Annotated in this window: 18 protein-coding genes; 4 read left to right on the top strand and 14 right to left on the bottom strand. The window is 40.4% G+C overall.

Going from position 1 to position 20,474, the window contains the following annotated elements; genetic code table 11:
- Positions 1 to 2: 2 nt before the first annotated feature.
- Genes ABDZ97_RS00685 through ABDZ97_RS00665 form a run of 5 tightly spaced genes read right to left on the bottom strand, consistent with a single transcriptional unit; the run spans position 3 to position 4,854 of the window.
- Positions 3 to 1,226: a methyltransferase domain-containing protein gene (locus tag ABDZ97_RS00685; RefSeq protein ID WP_343784040.1), complete on the bottom strand. Its 1,224-nt coding sequence runs from the start codon at positions 1,224 to 1,226 to the stop codon at positions 3 to 5.
- Entirely contained in the window at positions 1,223 to 1,771 is a 549-nt protein-coding gene (gene rfbC, locus ABDZ97_RS00680; protein WP_343784038.1) for a dTDP-4-dehydrorhamnose 3,5-epimerase, read from the bottom strand. The genes ABDZ97_RS00685 and rfbC overlap by 4 nt, the downstream gene beginning before the upstream one ends.
- The gene (rfbG, locus tag ABDZ97_RS00675; RefSeq protein ID WP_343784036.1) at positions 1,772 to 2,842 is read right to left on the bottom strand and encodes a CDP-glucose 4,6-dehydratase; all 1,071 of its coding nucleotides are present in this window, start codon (positions 2,840 to 2,842) and stop codon (positions 1,772 to 1,774) included.
- Complete coding sequence (gene rfbF, locus ABDZ97_RS00670) at positions 2,836 to 3,612, bottom strand: glucose-1-phosphate cytidylyltransferase (protein ID WP_343784033.1); 777 nt, start codon at positions 3,610 to 3,612, stop codon at positions 2,836 to 2,838. Before rfbF ends, rfbG begins: the two co-directional genes overlap by 7 nt.
- A 3-nt stretch (positions 3,613 to 3,615) precedes the next feature.
- On the bottom strand, positions 3,616 to 4,854 hold the full coding sequence (locus ABDZ97_RS00665) for an ABC transporter ATP-binding protein (RefSeq protein WP_343784031.1): 1,239 nt from the start codon (positions 4,852 to 4,854) through the stop codon (positions 3,616 to 3,618).
- Between the two features lie 230 nt (positions 4,855 to 5,084).
- Between ABDZ97_RS00665 and ABDZ97_RS00660 the strand changes: the two genes are divergently transcribed.
- Complete coding sequence (locus ABDZ97_RS00660) at positions 5,085 to 8,273, top strand: PKD domain-containing protein (RefSeq protein ID WP_343784029.1); 3,189 nt, start codon at positions 5,085 to 5,087, stop codon at positions 8,271 to 8,273.
- A 6-nt stretch (positions 8,274 to 8,279) separates the two neighbouring features.
- On the opposite strand, the gene ABDZ97_RS00655 is transcribed toward ABDZ97_RS00660, so the two are convergent.
- The 3 genes from ABDZ97_RS00655 to ABDZ97_RS00645 are packed head-to-tail and all read right to left on the bottom strand — an operon-like array spanning position 8,280 to position 10,786.
- Positions 8,280 to 8,870 (bottom strand): DUF6992 family protein, encoded by a 591-nt coding sequence (locus ABDZ97_RS00655; protein ID WP_343784027.1) that lies wholly within the window; start codon positions 8,868 to 8,870, stop codon positions 8,280 to 8,282.
- A gap of 21 nt (positions 8,871 to 8,891) precedes the next feature.
- The gene (locus ABDZ97_RS00650; protein ID WP_343784025.1) at positions 8,892 to 9,893 is read right to left on the bottom strand and encodes a S41 family peptidase; all 1,002 of its coding nucleotides are present in this window, start codon (positions 9,891 to 9,893) and stop codon (positions 8,892 to 8,894) included.
- Positions 9,890 to 10,786 (bottom strand): hypothetical protein, encoded by an 897-nt coding sequence (locus ABDZ97_RS00645; RefSeq protein ID WP_343784023.1) that lies wholly within the window; start codon positions 10,784 to 10,786, stop codon positions 9,890 to 9,892. Before ABDZ97_RS00645 ends, ABDZ97_RS00650 begins: the two co-directional genes overlap by 4 nt.
- Positions 10,787 to 10,927: 141 nt before the next feature.
- On the opposite strand from ABDZ97_RS00645, the gene ABDZ97_RS00640 reads away from it, so the two are divergent.
- Both ABDZ97_RS00640 and ABDZ97_RS00635 read left to right on the top strand, forming a co-directional pair.
- A complete protein-coding gene (locus ABDZ97_RS00640; protein ID WP_343784021.1) occupies positions 10,928 to 11,518 on the top strand; it encodes a hypothetical protein in 591 nt (196 codons plus the stop codon).
- 208 nt (positions 11,519 to 11,726) lie between these two features.
- The gene (locus tag ABDZ97_RS00635) at positions 11,727 to 13,052 is read left to right on the top strand and encodes a PhoH family protein (protein ID WP_343784019.1); all 1,326 of its coding nucleotides are present in this window, start codon (positions 11,727 to 11,729) and stop codon (positions 13,050 to 13,052) included.
- A gap of 56 nt (positions 13,053 to 13,108) precedes the next feature.
- On the opposite strand, the gene ABDZ97_RS00630 is transcribed toward ABDZ97_RS00635, so the two are convergent.
- The 5 genes from ABDZ97_RS00630 to ABDZ97_RS00610 all read right to left on the bottom strand — a co-directional run bounded on the left by ABDZ97_RS00630 (position 13,109) and on the right by ABDZ97_RS00610 (position 18,012).
- Entirely contained in the window at positions 13,109 to 13,906 is a 798-nt protein-coding gene (locus tag ABDZ97_RS00630) for a M48 family metallopeptidase (RefSeq protein ID WP_343784017.1), read from the bottom strand.
- A gap of 39 nt (positions 13,907 to 13,945) precedes the next feature.
- Positions 13,946 to 14,596 carry a hypothetical protein gene (locus tag ABDZ97_RS00625; protein ID WP_343784015.1) on the bottom strand — a complete coding sequence of 217 codons (651 nt, stop codon included), beginning with the start codon at positions 14,594 to 14,596 and terminating at the stop codon, positions 13,946 to 13,948.
- A gap of 7 nt (positions 14,597 to 14,603) precedes the next feature.
- Positions 14,604 to 16,061, bottom strand: coding sequence for an RNA polymerase factor sigma-54 (gene rpoN, locus ABDZ97_RS00620; RefSeq protein WP_343784013.1), 1,458 nt, complete (start codon positions 16,059 to 16,061; stop codon positions 14,604 to 14,606).
- Between the two features lie 50 nt (positions 16,062 to 16,111).
- A complete protein-coding gene (asnS, locus tag ABDZ97_RS00615; protein WP_343784011.1) occupies positions 16,112 to 17,551 on the bottom strand; it encodes an asparagine--tRNA ligase in 1,440 nt (479 codons plus the stop codon).
- A gap of 128 nt (positions 17,552 to 17,679) precedes the next feature.
- A complete protein-coding gene (locus ABDZ97_RS00610) occupies positions 17,680 to 18,012 on the bottom strand; it encodes a DUF6984 family protein (RefSeq protein WP_343784009.1) in 333 nt (110 codons plus the stop codon).
- 180 nt (positions 18,013 to 18,192) lie between these two features.
- On the opposite strand from ABDZ97_RS00610, the gene hemL reads away from it, so the two are divergent.
- Positions 18,193 to 19,494, top strand: coding sequence for a glutamate-1-semialdehyde 2,1-aminomutase (gene hemL / locus ABDZ97_RS00605; protein WP_343784007.1), 1,302 nt, complete (start codon positions 18,193 to 18,195; stop codon positions 19,492 to 19,494).
- Between the two features lie 74 nt (positions 19,495 to 19,568).
- On the opposite strand, the gene ABDZ97_RS00600 is transcribed toward hemL, so the two are convergent.
- Positions 19,569 to 20,366, bottom strand: coding sequence for an MBL fold metallo-hydrolase (locus tag ABDZ97_RS00600; RefSeq protein ID WP_343784005.1), 798 nt, complete (start codon positions 20,364 to 20,366; stop codon positions 19,569 to 19,571).
- Positions 20,367 to 20,474: the final 108 nt, after the last annotated feature.

Here is a 20,474-nt window from a genome sequence, read left to right as displayed (position 1 = left end):
AGTTAAAAAACAGATAACTTCGGTACGAAGACGACAAACTGTGCGCCCCAAGACTTACAGTAGTTTAGCTGAGTAGCAATTTCCGTTTTCAGGTTCCATGGAAAAATAAGGATGTAGTCAGGTTTAAATTGGTCTATTTGTTCTTTTCCAACAACTGGAATCCTAGAGCCTGGTAAAAACTTACCTTGCTTGTAGGGTGAAGCATCTACTACAAACGAAATTAAATCATTACCTTTTATTCCTGCGTAATTCAACAACGTATTTCCTTTTGCTGCAGCACCGTAACCGATTACCTTTTTCCCTTCTCGCTTTGCATCAATTAAAAAGCTCCAAACTTGGTATTTAATTTGATCCACATTAGTCTGAAAACCTTGGTAATAGGATAGGTTGGTGACTCCTAAGTCTCTTTCCTTGTCAAGTATATACTGTACGTTGGATGTAACTTTATGCAAAACGCAATCCGAATGCTTTGCAAAAATACGCAATGAACCTCCATGAGTAGGTAACTCTTGTACATCAAAGATTGTCAATCCCTGCGCCTCGAATATTGTTTTTACAGCGGTTAAAGATAAATAAGAAAAATGTTCGTGATAAATTGTGTCAAATTGATTTTCTGAGACTAATTTACACAAGTGGGGAAATTCAAATGTGTTTACCCCGTTAGGTTTTAGTGCTAATTTAACACCTTTGACAAAATCATTGATGTCTGGCACATGTGCAAGTACATTGTTACCTAAAATTAAATCTGCTTTTGCTTTTAATTGTTGTTCGGCTAAATGGGAGCCAAAGAAATCGACTATAGAATCTATTCCCTTTTCTTTAGCAACTGCGGCCGTATTTGCAGTCGGTTCAACACCCAGAACAGGTATGTTTTTTTCTTTAAAATATTGTAATAAATATCCATCGTTTGAAGCAATCTCAACAATCATGGAGGAGTCATCATATCCAAAGCGATCTATCATTTGCTCCGTGTAGCGTCGAGCGTGTTCTAACCAACTGGTAGAAAAAGATGAAAAATAAGTGTATTCGGCATTAAATATCGCTTCTGCCTTTTCCAGTTCATCTACTTGGACTAGCCAGCAATTATTACAAACGAAAGTTTTGAGTGGGAAATAGGTTTCCGGCTCAAGTAATCGATCTTGATTTACCATAGCATTGCTTGGCGGACATGTTTGAAGGTCACAAAAAACATGAATTAACGGGGTATTACAATGTCTACAATTCATAATTCAATTCCTTTAAATTCGTCAGACAGATGCGGGTGATTACGATCTCTATCCGAAATAATAGTTGGTTTTGTAGGCCATGTAATATTCAACATTTTATCATCAAATGACAGGCCTGCTTCAAATTGTGGTTGATAAAAAGCCGTATGTGCGTAAATCAATTCTGAGTTATTCTCCAAGGTGATAAAACCATGTGCCATACCTTCAGGGATAAAGATGCTATTCATCTTTTCGGCAGATAGGATTACTTTGTCCCATTGCAGAAATGTCGGACTGTTTTTTCGCAGGTCCACAAATACATCCCAAACAGCCCCATGTACGCAGCGAATTAATTTTTGCTCTTGGTGTGGCGGTTTCTGATAATGTAGCCCCCGTAATGTGCCTTTTTGAACGTTAAATGAATGATTCATTTGAACAATTGGCTTCATGTTTATTTTATCCATCTCTTGTTGACAATAGGAGCGAAAGAAGCCGCCTCTTTCGTCACCTTTTACATCCGGAATGATCTCAACTACACCTGATATGTTTAATTCAACAAATGTCATTTACCCCATTAGATTTTGATATGTATTGATTTGTTGTTCTGTAATACACTCATTTTGAAAAAAGGCATTATACCAATCAAACGTCCAATTGACCGCTTCTTCTGTTGACAAAAAAGGATTCCATTTAAGCTCTTGAACTGCTTTATTACAATTCAAGGACAGAAATGTTGTTTCGTGGAGAGAGGATGGTTGTGAAATAACTGGAATTGAAGGCCAATGATTCTTGGCGTATTCTACTATTTCGTTAACCGTAAACGGTCTTTCATTTGGTAGTGGACCAAAATTATATGCTGAGGCATTTTCTGCCTTACCATCCAAAAGGTGCGTTCCCAATGACAAATATCCAAGTAGACAATCCAAAACATGTTGCCATGGTCGAACGGCATTTGGATTCCTAATTTCCAAGGGAACGCTATTGATTTTTGCTCTGATTATATCCGGTATAATTCGATCTTGCGACCAATCTCCCCCCCCAATTACATTACCACCTCTAGCACTGGCAATTAATGCTTTATGTTTACCTTCTGAATTGTCGGTCGAGAAAAAACAATTCCTGAATGTCTCAATAACCATCTCAGAGCATGCTTTTGATGAGCTGTATGGGTCATACCCTCCAAGTCTATCCTCTTCCCGATAGCCTTCTTGACGTTCTTTATTTTGGTAAACTTTATCTGTGGTTACGCAAATCACAGCTCGAACACTATCGCAACCACGTATTGCCTCCAAAACATTTGCGGTTCCCATAACATTGGTTGCGTATGTTTCTAATGGTTCACGATAGGAATATCGAACTAATGGCTGTGCGGCTAGGTGAAAAACGATCTCCGGTTGAGCTTCTTCTATTGCTTTTCTCAAGAACTCAAAATTAGTAATATCACCTAAAATCGATTTATAGTTCTTAGAATAAGAAGGTTCATGAACTTCATCATTTTGAGGTGGTAAGGCGTACCCTGTTACTTCAGCACCAAGCATGTCGAGCCATTTTGCCATCCAAGAACCTTTGAAACCTGTATGACCAGTCAAAAAAACTCTTTTTCCACAGTAGGATGTAATGAGTTTATTCTTTACCATAGCTTCCACTTTGGAACACCGCTATTCCACATTTCTTCTAAAATAACTTTATCACGCAATGCATCCATGCACCTCCAAAATCCGTGATGTTTAAATGCAGCGAGTTCATTCTTGAAAGTCAATTGATCCATTGGGAGTTCTTCCCACATGATGTGATCACAATTATCTGGTAGTATTTCAAAAACAGTAGGTTGTAAAACAAAAAAACCTCCGTTTATCCAATGACCATCTCCTACAGGCTTTTCCTTAAAAGCTGATACATTTCCATTTTCTTGTATTTCCATGCCCCCAAATCGACCTTCTGGCTGTACAGCTGTTACTGAAGCAATTTTACCATGATCGTTATGAAATTTCAGTAGTTTTTGTAGATCAATATCTGCCAATCCGTCTCCGTAAGTCAACATGAATGGTTCGTTGTTAAGGTGTTTTTGAACCCGTTTTAATCTTCCCGCGGTTTTCGTATTCAAACCCGTATCAACTAATGTAACCTTAAAGTTTTCTGCTTTCGAATCATGCACTTCTAATTGATTATTAGCCAGGTCTATTGTAACATCGGAGTTGTGATAAAAATAGTTAATGAAGTATTCTTTAATAACATATCCCTTGTACCCTAAACATATAACAAAATCATTGAATCCTTGTGCTGCATATAGCTTCATGATATGCCACAAAATTGGTTGTCCCCCGATTTCGACCATTGGTTTAGGTCGCACATCTGTTTCTTCTGCTAATCGCGTTCCCAGCCCGCCGGCAAATATTACTACTTTCATTTTCTAGATAATCGTTTTTTCCCATTCAAGCTTTGGGCGTAAATAACCATCAAGCTTACCTGTGTATCCATTCCGCACTTCCGAATTTAGATCATCGATTATTTCAAAAGAAATACCCTCATAATCTGCCACATGAACGTTTACCGGATTAAGAGTGCTTATAGCTACCCCCACGCTGTAATAACCTGCATTTAAAAAGTTTGCCGGTATCCACACAATCATTTCTTTTATCCCTGAACTGTCACTAGCCTCCGAATCAATATTCGCAATCGAAACAAATAACTTTCCGCCTAAATTGTGACTAAAGTGAATATTTGGAATGGGTTGATGTGTAAAATCTCTGTTAAGTTTGTATCTAATCTTAATACCTATCTTTTCATCAATTTTTGCTGCTGTAATAGTTTTTAGATTCGTGTTAATCAGCGACAATTCTAGTAGATCAACAGAGCCATCAAATTCGACAAACTTATCTTCTTTGGAATATATTTTTGCTGCTAACGCATCATTAGTACTATCATTTGTATATGCGCTAATTACATCATTTATTTCACCTTTAAAAGCAATGGTACCATTTTTTAGATATACACCTTTATTACATAGTGAGCTAACTGCACCAAGGTCGTGACTAACAAATAAAACGGTGCGACCATGTTTAGCCACGTCTTTCATTTTTCCGAGACACTTTTTTTGGAACTCGGCATCACCTACAGCCAAAACCTCATCAATGATTAATACCTCTGGCTCCAAATGAGCGGCTACAGCAAAAGCTAATCGCACGTACATTCCTGATGAGTAATGCTTTACGGGTGTGTCAATAAACTGTTCTACACCAGAAAAGGTAACAATTTCATCAAACTTTTCCTTTACCTCTTTGCGAGTCATTCCCAGAATTGTTCCATTCAGAAAAATGTTTTCACGTCCGGTTAATTCAGGGTGAAATCCCGTTCCAACTTCAAGTAGTGATGCAACGCGTCCAGAAATTTCAATTCTTCCTTTGCTTGGTTTAGTAATTTGTGATAGAACTTTTAAAAGTGTACTCTTACCTGCACCATTTTTACCAATTATGCCTATAACATCTCCTTGTTGTATCTCCAAGCTAATACTTTTCAAGGCAAAAAATGTCTCTTTGGATGATTTGTGTTTAGAAAATTGGCTCAATGACTCTCTTAGAGAGGCTGATTTGCTGCTTCCAATATTATATTCTTTTGAAACATTTTGAATTGATATTATTGAATTCTCCACAGCGTTGCAATAAATAGTTGCTCCAAATGTAGTATAATTTGACTATAAGCAAAAATCTAAAACTCAATATTCAACTACAAAATTCTTTTGTTAATGTTTGATTAATATAACATTTGCAACAGATGCATAAATTCCATATTTTTACTTTTCAATAGTCATTTATCATGCGAATCGTCTTTCTTCTAATTACTATTTTTTTTGCTTTAGTTAATTGTTTCGGTCAAAACGATATGATTCCTTCTACCATTGATAGCCTAACTTTATGGTTGCGATCTGATAGCGTAGAACTAGATGTGTCTGAAACACGGGTTATTCAGCTCTATGATTTAAGTGGGAACGAGTACCATGCTAATCAATCGGTAAATGATAAGCGACCTCTTTATAACAATAGCGAAGCTGCAATTACTGGTCATCCCACAGTTATTTTTGATGGGTTCAATGATTTTATGAATGGTACGGGTAGTTTGGGTGAGATTACAGACTACACCTTGATGTGTGTTATTCGTATAAACGGCAGGAAGAGTTATAATTGGATCTATAGAAATACTCCTATTGGAAATAATTTTTCTTTTGGTTTGTCTGGTCAGGGTGACGGTAAATTTAGATATTGGCCCCAAGGGACTTCAAACTCCGTTGTTTTTGACCCAGTCGTTCAAAATAATGAATATCATTACTACTCTGTCTTAACAAGTAATGACTCATCTGTGGTAACCCGTTACTTTTTTGATGGAATTCAAACAGGCACAACAAACAACCTTGTTAATACACATACTGCTAATGGATATACAGTTGGTGCCCTTGGTGATGCAGTCCAAACACTTAATGGAGAGATTGTTGAATTATTATTATATAATCGATATTTAAACAATCAGGAACAATTTGAAGTTGAAAATTATTTTAGATACAGGTATTTTCCAAGCGAATATATTTCTTACATTGATATCGATGATATAGAGGTTGATTATGGGTTTTGTGATACAACAGTTTTCATTCCAAATATCTACACAGATTACTTGTGGAGTAATGGTTCTACAACCCATGAAGCAACTTTTAACACACCTGGGACTTATTGGGTAGAAGCTACAAACATATATGGCTATGTTGATAGAGACACGTTTGAAATTTCTTATCCTACAATTTCACAACCAAATTCTACATTGTTTTGCCCTGGTTCGTCCGTAACTTGGAGCGCCAATCTGGGAATGTATTATACGTATGAGTGGTCAACAGGAGAAACAACGGAAAGTATTGATGTTAACACACATGGTGCATACTTTGTCACCGTAACTGATACGAATAGTTGCTCGAAAACATTCCCTTCTATCGAATTTGAGGAAGACACATACGCTACTACAGTAAGCCTTGGACCGGATGTAAGCCTATGTTCAGGAAATAGTATAGGTCTGGTAAGCGGAACTGCTGAAACAGAATCCTATCTATGGAATACTTCTGAGACAACCCCGTCTATTGTAGTAAATACTACCGGAAATTATAGTCTTACTTCGTATAACGCTAACGGATGCGTTGCAACAGATAATATCACGGTAACGATTGTGGGGGATGCGCCGGTAGTACAAATTGGAGTTGATCCGTCTTATTGTGAGTTAGAGGATTTTCCCTATACAGATGAGAGTTATACTACGGATGGTTCGACGATTGTCGGTTGGGATTGGAATTTTGGTGATGCAACAGGATCGGTTACATCATCCGGAATGCATGCGTATTCGAGCTATGGGATAGTTGACGTAATACTGACGGTAACAACAGATGCAGGTTGTGAAAACACCGGACAGGTTGCTGTGGAAGTGTATCAAAAGCCGGTATTGGATTTTACAAGTACGAATGAGTGTCAATCCGATCCGATTGCTTTTGCTGCTTCACAAACGTCCCTTACATTGATGAGTGATTGGCAATGGGATTTTGGAGACCCTTCAAGTGGTGCAGATAATACAGCGACAGGAGAAAACCCAACACATGTTTTTGACGGATTTGGTAATTACACGGTAACGTTGAGAGGAGAGGATGTAAATGGTTGCCGGGATACGATACAACAAGCGATCACGATACTTCCTTCGCCACAGGTGGATTTTACGTTTAGCGAGGTCTGCCAGGGACAAACAGTGACGTTCACCAACCAGAGCACGATAGAAACTCCGTATTTGATTTCTTCAGCACAATGGCAATTAGGGGCGGGAGCTACATCAACACAATTTAGTCCTTCCCGTTTGTATGTTAACGCAGGCAGTTTTGATATTACACTTACCGTAAATGCCAATAACGGGTGTCAGCAATCGCTTACACAACTAATGAAAGTCCATGCGTTACCTCAGCCGGATTATACACTTGGGACTTCCTGTGCGCAATTGCCAACGGTGTTTACCGATCAGTCTATTGTTCCGGACGGAAACGTTGCATTTGTAACCTGGCAGTTTAATGCCGAAAATCCGGTGAATGGTGATGAAGTAGCGCATACTTTTGTCAACCCAGGAACACAACAGGTACGTCAGACAGTTGTTTCTCAGTTTGGTTGTCAGCACACTGAGATTACTACGATCACGACGAATCCGGCGCTTGCTGCTGATTTTAGTACAAATCCTGAACCTCTTTTAGCAGGACTCCCGATAGCGTTCAATAATGAAAGCACAGGTGACGAAGGAGTAACATGGACAATAGGAGGTTTCTATTCCGGATCGGATAGTAACCCGGTAGTAACCTTTGATGAAAGTTATATTGACGATACGATCGAAGTTGTTCTGATTGTAACCAACAGTTTTGGTTGTGCAGACACATTGGTGGATAGTATGCGTATTTATGAAGCCATAACGGATCTTGCGGTTACTAACCTCTATACGTATACAGATCAGTTTGGTGATCAGACTATAGGTGTGGAATTAAGCAACAAAGGTTCTTCTACGATCACACGTTCTGATGTAATAGTAAGAATGACAGATAATCTACCTTTGAAGGCTGTTTGGGTAGGCGAGTTGCGTCCCGGAGAAACAGAAATGTTCATTTTCCCTTCAACAAGTTCGGAACCGGTTAATATGGATACTGAAACAGAGCGATACATTTGTGCAGAAGCCCGCATTGTTCTTCCCGCGGGGCTTGAAGATGAAAGACCGCAGAATAATGAATTGTGTCAAAATGTTTTAGGTGAGGAAGCAATACTTTTGTTACCGTATCCAAACCCTGTTGAGACAGACCTTATTGTAAAGGTAATTATGCCGGCAGAAGAAGTAATTGATCTGCTTATTTACGATGCCGGGGGTAGATTGGTGTATCGCCTGGTCAATAACGCATCTCTTCCCGAAGGATTGACAACCTTTACGATAAATACGGACAGTTGGTCACAAGGGACGTATACTATTTACCTCAAGGGAGAGGAAGAAACAAAAGTGGCACGTATCATTAAAAAATAAGAAAGGTCAGAATGAGATAATCATTCCCATACCTGTTGGTGTTATTGTGACATTTTTCCACACAGTATCCAGTTTTTTACCTGATTTTTTAAAGAGAGCAAACATAACCAGATCATAAATAAGGAGATATCCACCCTGTAATACAAGTGATTGTCCGTATCCCCTGAAACGATGGCGTAGCTCACCGGTTTTTGTGTTTCCAAAATTGAATAAAGCCCAGCCCGTTGCCATATAACCAACATCTAATCCGGCATTAAACAGATAAATAGTTTCCAGCTGTTTTTGTCTTTTGTAAACAGATTCAAAGGTTAGCTCCGAACTTTTTTTGTAGGTTCCGATGATTCCGGGTATCGCAATTCCAAGATTCACAACATTCCAGAATGCATTCATCTGATGAAAATATCGGGTATCACCTGAAGTTGTGTAAAAACCAATTCCACCGGAGAGCAAATTTGCTCCTGCCCATGCGTTTAATGAGATCATACCGTTACGGGTTTGTTGTACCTGACGTTGGTTGATTTCCTCCAGAAGAGAAGTCGTTTGTCCGAAAGAAAAGCAACTTACAAGCAGTACAAAAGTCAGATAAAGTCGTATCATAAGTTATCAGTTTACAGGTGATTATTCAAAAGTCAGAATTGCCTGATCCAGGATTTCATCTTTAGAAAGATCAGACCAGTCAAAGTCTGCAAGTATATCCGGAGGAACACCGGATTCAGCATAGCTGTTGCCTACAAGATCCAGAAGCTGACTAATACTGAAGCGATAACTCCAGCCATTCGGGAGTTGTCCGCCGTTCGGAAGTCCTCCACCTCCTCCGGTTGTATCTCCGACGAGAGTGATGCCCGGCATCGCTTTTGTTCCAAGGGCAAACATGGTTGTAGCACTATAGGAGCCTTTGTCAATGAGTACGACAACAGGTTTGGTATATACAATGCTTCCGGCAGAGACCATAAAGGGTTCCGGAGAACTAAAATCAGTGTGCTCAGGACCATTTCTGGTGATAAAAGAACCTACTTGTATTTCAGATAAGGAAAAGGCACTCAATAAGGTTCCCACGTTGAGGCTGTTCCCCCCACCGTTTTCCCGCAGATCGAGTATGATTCCCCTGGCATTGGCGTATGTATTGAAAATATAATAGAGATGTGCATTGGAAACAGCATTGGAGAAGGAAGAATAACGAACATATCCAATGTTTTTCCCGGTAATATTACCATGTTGAAATGATCCGGTCAGGATTCGTTCATCTATATAATTTTCCCACACAGTAGTCGGGTGAAAATTAAGATTGGCTTGTTGGGGTTGTGTGTAAACGGAAACAGAAAAAGGGGAGATAAGGTTGGTGTGATCATCTCTGAGTTGATTTAGCATAGAAGCGAGCACGGAAAAAAGTTCCTCTTCTCCCATTCCTTCATACAATTGACTGCGGTAATGTGTTCTGATGGCATTCCAGTCTACACTTTTCAATACAAAATAACTGTACTTTTTGTCTACTTCGTCCCAAAGGTAATCGAAGTTGGCATAGGGATTCGTTGTTGCTTTATCCGGCCCGAACAGCACTTTTTCGCAGGAGAAAGTTAACCCTGCAAGTGTGAATACTACTATAATAGCTAATCGACTCATTTTATTCGGGGTTTTCGTTGAACATTTAACCGGATACCTATTTTGTGTATTGCCAGAGCCAGAGGCTCAAATCTTCCTTTGGCTACAGTAGCCTCCCAGGCATAAAAGAGCTGAAAACCATTCCCGGTTTGGGATTCGCGAAAGAAAGAAAGCCGGGTTTGTATGCGCCAACCGTTGAGTGACCACTTGTAATTATCAAAATAGTAATTTAATAAGCGGGTATCATTTCCCTGAATGGAAGCATCGTACGTATAGGCATATCCGGGTCTGTAGTTAAAATTGAACAGACCAGCATGAAGATCCAATTGAAAATACCTCCGTACCGGGACAAGTTGTCGGGAGATTAACCAGAAAGAGAAGGTTCGTTCTTCTTTTCGTGAAACATCAAATCGAACTCTTCCTGCTCCCATAAGATTGAGCAGGGGATCTGCTCCTAATGCACTGTTTCCAAGTGACGGATTGTACCTGAATGGAAGTGAAAGGTTCGAAGAACCACCTAAAAATAGTCGCCACCTGTTGTTTTGCAGAGGAATTCTTCTGAGATACTCGGTAAAGAAGTTTGCGGAAGCCATGTAACTTCTGGTGATAGAAGGAATGAGGTTAGACTCCGGTGATACGGAACGAAGTATACTTCCTGAAAGATCAAAAAAGACAGAAGACTCACTTTGTTTCTTTTTCCAATCCCATCCCAGTCCGAGGGAAAGCCCATAACCGGTGTAATAGAGAGGTGAAGTTGCTAAATCGCGATAGGTGGATCGAATACCGGAGGTTTCCAACAGGAAACTGCGATCCGTCGTGTCAGATTGTGCGTTAGCGTTGATCGTACAATGAAAGAGTAGAACCAATAAGTTCAGTTGAATGACTGACAGGAAGAGTTTTCGGGAATCTTTCATAAGTACAGGGCATATTTTCAAATATACGAAAAAGAGAATCGTCTGTAGTAAAAGTTTGCTTTGGCAAAGGGCTCGTAGTTTTTCCTGAACTTGTTTGGAAAAAAAGTGGAATAGCTTATATTTGTACAAACATGTTAAACTATGAAATCACTAATCCATAGTGTCTTTCTAGGGCTTCTCCTGTTCGGTTTTTTTTCCTGTACTGCTGATGCTGATAATTCGGGAGAGAGAATTGAAACCAATCCGGATGAGATTGATTACTCTGAATTTGAGGGGAAATCGTTACGCGACTATGGAATTCCTGCTCTTATTATGTTACCGGATCAGACCTCAAATATCGGGGCTGCTGTTGAACCGGAGATACTGCACGAAGACGGTGATTTTAAGTGGGAGATTATCATTGGTCCGAATTTTACTATGCAAATCGAAGATTACGGAAATGAAAAAAGCATGGTGCAGGAAGAGAAGGACCGGCTTTCGCGTATTCGTTTTTATACAATAGAGTACAGTATCGACGAGCCGGACTTGATTATGTATAAACGCACGTTAAGTTATTCCGGAAAATCATCAGCAGAAGCTGAGGCAGTAGGAGCAGAGCATATCACATATCATTGTTACGGAACGAAAGAGATAGATGGAATTACCTACGTGCTGCGCAGTCGGGATGAAGGATACCATAAACCGATTATTGAGACCATGGTCAAAACGATCCGATCGGTCGAAAAGTTATAAGAAAAATTCGTGTGTTTTTTGGGAGCAGACCTTCTGTTTGCTCAGTATTACTCAATTGTTATTAAATTGTTTTACAGAATTAGTCAACCTCCTTTTTTCCAGTTATTTGAGTTGATGTATTAACATGTATTTGTGTATAGTTGAATTTTTGCCGGGTCGGTGAGGTGTAAAAACTGATTACCTTGTTAAGAAACAAAAAGGATGGCTTATGGCAAGAAAACAGAAAATTTTCGTGTTGGATACCTCAGTGCTGTTACACGATCACCAGGCAATTTCAAATTTTGATAAACATTGGGTTGCTATACCGATTACTGTTCTGGAAGAGTTGGATAAATTTAAAGTAGGTAATGAAACGAAGAACTTTTCCGCCAGGGAAGTCATTCGTTTTATAGATAAATTATCGGGAAGTGCGAGTCTCCGGGAATGGATACCGCTCGGGAAGAATAAGGGAATGTTCAAAATTGTCCTCGACAATACGCAACAGGAACTGGATGCAGAGCAAATTTATGCTGTCGGGAAGAACGACCACAAAATCATTAATGCAGGGCTTACATTGAAAGAGCAGGAGCCCCGTAAGGATGTTATCCTGGTTTCCAAGGATGTGAATTTGCGGATTAAAGCAAAAGCTTTGGGACTTATAGCTGAGAATTATGAAACGGATAAGGTAGAGGATGTCGATATCGTAGAGGGAAGTCTGAAGACAATTGACGGACTGGATTCGGAATTGATCCGTGAATTATTTACCAAAGGATTTACAGAAAACCTCGATGTTTTGGGCAATCACAAAGAAAACAACGGATACTATGTTCTGAAGAATGGTAAATCATCTTCTCTGGCCTATTTTAATCCTTTTTCACAACGAATTGAACGCGTAGAAAAGGAGTTTGTATATGGAATTAAACCCAAAAATGCGGAACAGGCGTTTGCAGTAAATGCCTTGATGAATCCGAATGTGAAGTTGGTAACCCTACAGGGGGTGGCAGGAACGGGAAAAACGCTCTTAGCCCTTGCTTGTGCGCTCGAACAGCATAAATTATATCATCAGGTTATTCTGGCGCGCCCGATTGTCCCATTGAGTAATAAAGAAATTGGTTTCCTGCCGGGAGATGCAAATGATAAAATCGGACCTTACATGGAGCCACTGTGGGACAATTTAAAGTTTATTAAATCGCATTTTGGAGAGAATGAAAAGAAGCATAAGGCGATCGTCGAAATGCAGGAGAGTGGTAAAATCGTAATAACTCCGCTTGCGTTTATCCGGGGAAGAAGTTTGTCCAATATCATTTTTATTGTAGACGAAGCACAAAACCTTACACCACACGAGATCAAGACGATTATTACCCGGGCAGGAGAAGGAACGAAGATCATCTTTACGGGAGATATTCATCAGATTGATTCTCCGTATCTGGACGAACACAGTAACGGAATGACCTATCTGATTGACCGGTTAAGAGGTCAGGAACTCTTTGCACACATTAAACTGGAGAAGGGAGAGCGGTCTGAGCTGGCTAATCTTGCAAATGAATTATTATAAACTGAAAAGGAGCGCATTTGCGCTCCTTTTTGTATTTCATCTAGTATTGTTATCTCTTAAGGTAACTTAGCGACTACCTGCTTGTATCGGCTTTGGTAAGATTCGCGTCCCGAACAACCCATTGTTTCTTTATTGGTATTAAACTGTTCGATGCGATTGTCCGGGCTGGGGTGTGTACTTAAGAATTCCGGAGTCTGGCTTCCCCCCATTTCTGTTATTTTCTGGAAGAAACCACCGCCGCCTGCAGCATTATAGGATGTAGGACATAAGTATTTTACGGAGTTGTAATCTGCTTCTGTTTCGTGACTACGGGAAAACTTCAATCCGATAAGACCTCCAGTAATTTGCTTCAACATCTCGCGATCACCTGCAAGTACATTTAACAATACCTGAACACCGTACATTTGTGTCATCTGGCGTGTTGAGTGACGCAGGTCAGCATGTGCAATTTCGTGTGCCAGAACTCCGGCAAACTGATCTTCCGAATCGAGAAATTTAAGAATACCTGTGTAAACATAGATATATCCTCCCGGAGTACAGAAAGCATTCAACGTGCTGTCGTCGTGAATAATCTTAATGTTCCATTCAAAGTCATCTTTGTGTTCAACCGTTCCGGAGTTCAGAATGGTGTTTCTAATACTATAGACATAGTCGTACACCTCTTTGTATTGGATCTCATTCAGAATTGGATATTCCTGTGGGTTGGATCTGATCTCTGAATCAACCTGAGCACCCAGTTCTTTATCCTGGTCTATGGTAAAAAGGTTAATATTTTTTCCGGATAGTTTCCCGGAACTTCCACATGATGCAAGAAACAGTGGTGTTGCAAGCAAAAGAACAAGTAAATGTTTCATTTTCGTTCTGTTTAAGAGATAAATATCAATGCTACAAAGTTAACTCAAATAAAAATAAACGGAAATAGCCTGAGCAGCAAATCCGAGTAAAAACCCGGAGATTAATTCAGGATAAGTATGCGCCTTTAAAGCCAGCCTTGACATAGCTACAATTCCTGAAATCATAAAAATAAGAGGCAGTACCCATGTTGGGAAAACAACCTGAAAGAGGTAATAGGAATAAACGGCACCACTAAGCATCCCCATTCCAATCATGTGCAGACTGATTTTGAAATAATTGTTCAGCAAGCCTGTCAGGGCAATGCCTATAGCTGCTCCAAGCGCTATGCCAACTACTGCAGGGGGAATTGCTCCCTGAGGGACCTGATACAAGAGGAAACCATACAATATGGCCATGTAAACAGCCATCATGAAGATAGGCATTCGTCTTTCTTCACGGATTTCAAGATCCAGACTTGTGATGGTATTGTTATACCGGAATAATAATAAAGAAACTCCGGGAGCTATAACACCAAAGATGCCGAAAAGGAAAAGCAAAATGTGTTTGATAGAAGGATCAATATGAAACAAAGAGTCTTTTATTAAAAAGCTTTCGGGTGTGCTCGATGTGTACATCAGGATCAGTAATCCATAAATGGGTACAAAAAGCGGATGAAAAATGTAAGAAAGAAAATTTGCTGGTTGCTTCATGATTTGTTTACAGTTCTTTCCTTAATCTGGCAACAGGGATATTCATCTGTTCCCGATACTTTGCAACTGTTCTTCGGGCGATAGTATAGCCTTTCTCTTTAATGATCTCAGCAAGTTTATCGTCCGTAAGTGGTTTACGTTTATTTTCATTTTCAACCGCTTCGGCCAGAATCTGTTTTACCTCTCGTGTAGAAACTTCTTCACCGCTGTCACTGACAATGGATTCGGAGAAAAAGTGTCGCAACGGAAAAATCCCGTAATTGGTTTGTACATATTTGCTATTGGCTACACGTGAAATGGTCGAAATATCTAAACCAACCAGTTCCGATATGTCTCTCAAAATCATTGGTTTCAGATTGGATTCGTCTCCTGTCAGAAAATACTCTCTCTGGTATTCGACGATGGCACGCATAGTAAAGTACAGCGTTTCCTGACGTTGGCGCATTGCATCAATAAACCATTTGGCGGCATCCAGTTTCTGTTTAACAAACAGAACGGCTTCTTTATCGCCTTTAGAAGTCTTGGCTCCTTCTGCATAACTGCGCAGCATATTTTCATAACCTCTGCTTACCCGCAATTCGGGAGCGTTTCGTCCGTTCAATGTAAGTTCCAGTTTCCCTTCGTGTTCCATCACCATGAAGTCAGGCGTAATGGTGCCGAGTGGTTTCCCTGCCTCCTTACTGGATCCTCCGGGCCTTGGATTTAAACGTACAATTTCAGCAATTGCTTCCTTAAGATCTTCTTCTTCAATTTCAAGTTTACTTTTGATCTTGTCGTAATGTTTCTTGGTAAACTCGTCATAATAATCTTCAAGAATAATCTTAGCTGTGTACCGGGTTATATTTCCGTCTTGTTTTCTTTTCAATTGAAGAAGGAGACATTCCTGAAGATTTCGGGCTCCGATTCCGGCCGGCTCCAAATCCTGAACAATTTCCAGAACGGCTTCTACTTCTTCTTCGGTAACCGAAACATTCTGTGAAAAAGCCAGATCATCAACAATACTTTCGATGTCTCTGCTCAGGTAGCCATCTTCATCAAGGTTTCCTATTATGGTTTCCGCAATAATATCTTCTTTCTCGGATAAATAGCGGAGACTGACTTGTTCCATCAGGCGTTCCTGAAAACTGGACCCCTGTGCCAAAGGCATATAGACATCGTCGTCATCTTTCCCTTTGTTGTTGACGTGCGTTTTATAATCTGCATCATCGTCCAGGTACTCGGAAACATCAAATTCCATTTCTGCTTCCGTACGGGTATCATCTTCATAATCAGGTTCACTGTCCTCAAAAAGATCATCCGGATTTTCTTCTTTTCCTTCTTCCAGTGCCGGGTTTTCTTCCAGCTCCTTTTTAATGCGTTGGTCCAGTTCCATTGTCGGAACTTCGAGCAATTTCATCAATTGAATCTGTTGCGGAGAAAGTCGCTGCTCCAGTTTCATCGATAGTATTTGCTTCATTGCTGCCATACGCTTGTTGTTTCCTTGTTAAGGTACTAAAATATTGTTTAATCTGCTATTTAAAATTCACAATTTTTTGGGGTCCTCGGGAAAGGAATAACATCGCGGATATTAGTCATTCCCGTAACGAACATTACCATTCGTTCGAACCCAAGACCGAAACCGGAATGAGGGACACTTCCGAATCGTCGGGTGTCAAGATACCACCAGATTTCTTCTTCGGGAATGTTAAAGTCGGCACATTTTTTCTTCAATACGTCCAGTCTTTCTTCCCGCTGCGATCCTCCTACGATTTCACCGATTCCAGGGAACAATACGTCCATTGCCGCTACTGTTTTTCCATCTTCGTTCTGACGCATATAGAAAGCTTTGAAGCTTGCCGGATAGTCTGTAATGATAACCGGTTTTTTGAAATGTTTTTCAACCAGGTAACGTTCGTGCTCAGATTGCAAATCTGTTCCCCATTCAACCGGATATTTGAATTGTTTTTTCTTAAACGGTTTGGAATCTTGTAATAACTCAATTGCCTTTGTGTAAGTGATCCGCTCGAATGAATTCGCAACCACAAACTCCAGACGCTCTGCCAATGTCAGCTCGTTGCGTTCGTTCTGTGGTTTTTGTTTCTGCTCGTTTTTCTCACGTTCGTTCAGGAACTCCAGATCATCCTTACAGTTGGTCAATACATAGTTACAAATATGTTTAAGGAATTCTTCCGTAAGATTCATGTTGTCTTCCAGATCGTTGAAAGCAACCTCCGGTTCGATCATCCAGAACTCAGCTAAGTGACGAGCGGTGTTTGAATTCTCAGCGCGGAAAGTAGGTCCGAACGTATATACCTGTCCAAGAGCGAGTGCTCCTAATTCGGCTTCTAACTGACCGGAAACCGTAAGGTTAACTTGTTTTCCGAAAAAATCCTCCGACCAGTCGATTTCTCCCTGTTCATTCAGTGGTGGGTTTTTTGGGTCAAGCGTAGATACGCGAAACATTTCTCCCGCTCCTTCGGCATCAGATCCTGTAATGATAGGCGTATGCAGATAATAGAATCCACGATCGTTGAAAAACTGATGGATCGCATACGAAACAGCGTGACGAATTCTGAAAACAGCTCCGAAAACATTCGTTCTGAAACGAAGGTGTGCCTGCTCTCTGAGGTATTCAAGTGAGTGACGTTTGGGCTGCATTACTGTTTTAGCAACTTCTTCCGGATTAGCATCTCCCAGGATGTCAAGTTCTTTTACCTGAATCTCGATTGCCTGTCCTGCACCTGTGGATTCAACAACTGTTCCTTTGATTGCCAAAGCAGCTCCGGTGGTAATGCGCTTTAACTCATTTTCATTCCAATTCTCGAATTCTATGACAGCCTGGATATTTTTTATCGTTGACCCGTCGTTCAGTTGAATAAACTGGTTGTTGCGGAACGAACGTACCCATCCCTTTACCAAAACTTCTTGTCCCAGCTCATACTGGGATAATAGCGATGCAATTTTTGTGCGCGTCATATTCTGTTAATTAAAATAATCCGGTTAGTATCTGCCGGATTCAATAACAAAACTAGTATAAATTTTTCATTGTAAACCCACTCAACCCGAGGATTCCGTACCTAAAAATGAAATCTGTCCGGGTTGGTTTAAAGTCGCTCTACTTTTTGAGGGACAGGGTACTCAAGGAGTTTGCTGAAATCTTCTTTCCAGAAGTCAAGATCGAGTAACTTTCCGTTTACGTCTTGTGTCAGAGTTATTACGACAGGAACTTCATCTGTATCAATATATTTCACCTGAATAAGATCTCCTGCATATTGAGGGGTGTCGGTTAACTGAAAACTGATACTACCCATAATTCCCCCTTCGTATTCATGAACCGTGTCGGGTAACGGATAGTTTTCGGGAGAAAGCCCGAGCTGTTCCAATAAAAAGTGTACCAGTTCTATTTCGTTTGGTCGAATGTTCCTCGTGTTTTCCATGTGACGAAAATACGAAATGCTGAGAAATTCTTGTAGGAAACACTTCTGATTAAGAGTATTGATAGTGTTTTCCTAAAATTGTATCGGGGCGTAATGAATTTGTAGCTGTTTTTCGTAAAAAAGAGGGGGGAATCCCTTTAAAGCTGTTATTTTTGTACAAAATTTAGATAGTATACTGATATGATCTCACGCAAGAATTCCGAACAACTTTTTGAAAAAGCGAAAACCTATTTTCCGGGAGGAGTAAATTCGCCTGTACGTGCCTTTAAATCGGTGATGGGGGCTCCGTTATTTATTAAGAAAGGAGACGGGGCGTATGTATGGGATGAAGATGATAACCAGTTTATCGATTTTTGTTGTAGTTGGGGACCATTAATTCTTGGTCACAACAATGAAAAAGTACGTAAGAAAATTGAAGAGACACTTGCAAACGGAACGAGTTTTGGAGCTCCTACGAAGTTAGAGAATGAATTGGCGGAATTAATTCTTTCCCGCAATCCGTATGCGGATAAGATTCGGTTCACAAGTTCCGGGACGGAAGCTGTTATGTCAGCGATTCGTTTGGCAAGAGGATATACGAAGAGAGATAAAATTATCAAGTTTGAAGGATGTTATCACGGGCACAGCGATTCTTTACTGGTAAAGGCTGGTTCAGGACTGGTAACTTTCGGAGAGTCGTCGAGTGCCGGAGTGCCGGAAGCATTTGCTGCGGAGACGATTGTCCTTCCTTTGAATGATCCGGAAGCATTGGAGGCCTGCGTACGTGAATTGGGGAATGAGATTGCCTGTGCGATAATAGAACCGATTCCTGCAAATAACGGACTGCTTTTACAAGAGAAAGGGTTTTTAACAAAACTGCGTGAAATTTGTACGCAATACGGAATTCTTCTGCTTTTTGATGAGGTAATTTCCGGTTTCAGAGTTGCTTTTTCAGGAGCAGCGGAATATTATGGAATTACGCCTGATTTGGTTACGTATGGTAAAATTATCGGGGGAGGTCTTCCGGTAGGTGCGTATGGAGGAAAAGCGGAGATTATGGCGTGTATTTCTCCGGATGGTCCGGTTTACCAGGCGGGGACGCTTTCAGGGAATCCTGTAGCTATGGCGGCAGGAATTGCGGCATTGGAGCAGTGCGCGCAGCCCGGGTTCTATCAGGATCAGGAAGAGAGAACGAATTATCTGGTTGATAAAATCAATGCGTATGCCGGTGAAAAGGGATATGCTTTTGAAATTTTCTCGATCGGGTCTATTTTCTGGATTGCTTTTTCCGACAAAGTAGCTATTCGACGAGCTGACGAAATTGATAGTGATATGACTCCTTTTAAGATGCTGCACTCTGAATTATTAAACAGAGGTATTTATATCGGGCCAAGTGGTTATGAGGTAGGATTCATTTCAAAAGCACATACAAAGGAGATTCTGGATACAACTTTTCCTGCATTCTGCGAAGCGCTAGATGCTGTTTTTGCGAAGTTGAAGTAGACATTTTGTTTTCAACCGGAGCTGTTTTCAAAAGAACAGCTCTGGTTTGTTAGTTGGTCTTTACTATGAAAATGTTACGATTCTAAGCTGAATTGTTCTCCGTCTTCCGGAATCCGGACTTTATCAGAGAAACCATGCTCTTCAGTAAACTGTCGTAATTCTCGTCGGCTCAGGACACAGTGGTTTACAGTTTCCAAATGAATGGCTACGATTGTAGCTTCCGGCAGAATCCTGTGAATTTTTAAAAGATCTTCTTTTCCCATGATAATGGCTCCCAAACGATCATCGAGTAAAGTTGCTTTTCCCGCATTTACAAGTACGATGTCAGGTTTCCATTTTTTCAGATTATTTTCCACCTCTTCTATCCATATCGTATCGCCTATATAATACACCGATTTTTCACCTGATGCAGTAAAATAACAACCGGAAGCTTTGCCTAAAATTGCTGCAAGTTCAGGAATGGAATACGCTGCATCTGTTCCGTGTTGGCAATAGGTCTTTTGGAGTTTAATTCTGTTGATATCATTCTCTTCTTTCATGGCTACAACATGCGTAAAACCCTGTGATCGGATGATCTCCGCATCTTCCTCATTCTGAGCATAGATTTTCAAGTCCTTCGGAATGAGTTGAACGGCTACCTCATCCCAATGATCAGGGTGTAAGTGAGAAACAACAACCGCATCAATTCCATCCAGTAAACTTTCCGGGTTTATGGGCATATCCACCAGAGGGTTCGATAACTCTGAGTTAACTGTTCCGGGAAACCCGGGGTATCTTCCCTTTTCAGCAAACAGAGGGTCTACCAAAATAGATGTTCCTGCGTAGTGTAGTACAAAGGTTGCATTTCTGACAAATTGAATACTTGATGACATGATTGTAGTTTTTTATATTTTGTTGATTAGGATTTGCGCAAATATTACGGTTTGCTACGTATCCCTTTCGTATTATGATAAAAGCTCTTATACTATCAGTAATAACTC

It is taken from the genome of Wandonia haliotis, from assembly GCF_039523435.1.
GTDB lineage: Bacteria > Bacteroidota > Bacteroidia > Flavobacteriales_D > Crocinitomicaceae > Wandonia > Wandonia haliotis.
Note: the sequence above shows the minus strand (reverse complement) of the source record. Positions and strands in the feature narration are given on the sequence as shown.